This is a genomic window from Sodalis-like endosymbiont of Proechinophthirus fluctus (genome assembly GCF_001602625.1).
Lineage (GTDB): Bacteria > Pseudomonadota > Gammaproteobacteria > Enterobacterales > Enterobacteriaceae.
Window position 1 is genome coordinate 33,962 of the sequence record NZ_LECR01000040.1, and the last position, 1,635, is coordinate 35,596.

Below are 1,635 nucleotides of genomic sequence, written 5' to 3' on the forward strand. Positions count from 1 at the left end.
TGGCCTGCTATGGCGTATGCCGAATAGGACACATAATCCTGCGGCACGCGAATTTGGCTTATTTCATCGATCACCGGTACCAGAGAGTCGTTAACCAAGCTGAGGAATTTGTCGCTAAGAGCTTGTAAAATAAATCTAGTAGTCCCATTGGCGTAAGGGCAAAAATGCTCCTTTTGCGCTGCTTCCCTTTCCCTGTAGGTATTCACTCCGCATTCCCTGACTCAGTAACAATGATAGTGCAGTTTCGCGACGGGAAAAAATCGCAGATTCTGCGCCCACAAGAGCGCCGTGCCGACAGCAACACGTGGCCTATTGCAGCAGCGAAATATCAGCGACCTGTAAGAACAGTTCACGCAGCTGCGATAGCAACGTCAGGCGATTCATCCGCACCTGATTATCCTCCGCCATCACTATGACGCTATCAAAGAAGGCATCCACCGGTTCACGTAGCGCCGCCAGCTCCACTAACGCGTCCTGATAGCGTCCGGCCTCAAACATAGGCTGCAGTTTTTCGCGTAGCACCACCAAATAGGTTGCCAGCGTGATCTCCGCCGGATCCTTAAGTAACGAAGCCTGCAGACTCGCGTGGAACGGATCGTCGGCTTTGGCTAAAATGTTTGATACCCGCTTGTTGGCTGCCGCCAGCGCCGTGGCTTCTTCCAGAATGCGGAAATAGCTCACTGCGCGTACCCGGGCGTCGAAATCCGCCGGTCGGGTCGGGCGACGTGCCAGTACTGCCTGGATGGTGTCGACGCTATGTCCCTGCTCTTGATACCAGGCGCGGAAACGATTAAGCATGAAATCGATAATATTCTCTACTACCGCGCCGTTGGTCAGCTTTTCGCCGTACAGGCGCGCCGCCTCTTGCGTCAACGTCTCCAAGTCGAGGGGCAGCTGTTTTTCCACGATGATACGCAGTACGCCGAGGGCGGAACGGCGCAGGGCGAAAGGATCTTTATCCCCTTTAGGATGCTGGCAGATACCGAAAATGCCGGCCAGCGTGTCCATCTTGTCAGCGATGGCCACCGCACAGGATACCAGCGTCGTGGGGAGGGTATCGCAGGCGAATCGCGGCTGATATTGCTCTTTTTGCGCCACCGCCACCACTTCCGGCTCGCCGTCATGGCGGGCGTAATGCATGCCCATCACACCCTGGGTGTCGGTAAATTCAGACACCATATTGGTCATCAGGTCGCATTTGGACAACAGTCCGGCACGCGCCGACCGCAGCACATTCGCGCCAATTCTGGGGGCTATCCAGGCCGCCAGGGCTTCGATGCGATCGCTTTTATCGCGCAAGGTACCAAGCTGCTTTTGGAACAGCACCGTATTCAGGAGAGGTAGACGATCTTCCAACCGCTGTTTCCGGTCGGTATTGAAGAAAAATTCCGCATCCGCCAACCTCGGACGTACAACCTTTTCATTGCCGTCGATAATCTGCTGCGGATCTTTCGATTCGATATTGGCGACGAAAATGAAGCGCGGCATCAGATTGCCCACGGCGTCATACACCGGAAAGTATTTTTGGTTACCTTTCATGGTATAAACCAGCGCTTCCACCGGCACTGCCAGAAATTTCTCTTCAAAACGGGCAGTAAGCACCACTGGCCATTCCACCAGCGACGTGACCTCTTC

At 54.6% G+C, this 1,635-nt stretch carries 2 protein-coding genes; both read right to left on the reverse strand.

Annotated features, from left to right (window positions below; translation table 11 throughout):
* Positions 1 to 206, reverse strand: a 206-nt coding sequence (locus BG74_RS13040; RefSeq protein WP_187202629.1) for a DUF3053 family protein, incomplete at its 3' end; no start/stop codon positions are given.
* Positions 207 to 309: 103 nt separating this feature from the next.
* Positions 310 to 1,635: glycine--tRNA ligase subunit beta (gene glyS, locus BG74_RS16660; RefSeq protein ID WP_244267282.1), on the reverse strand; the 1,326-nt coding region annotated here is incomplete at its 5' end.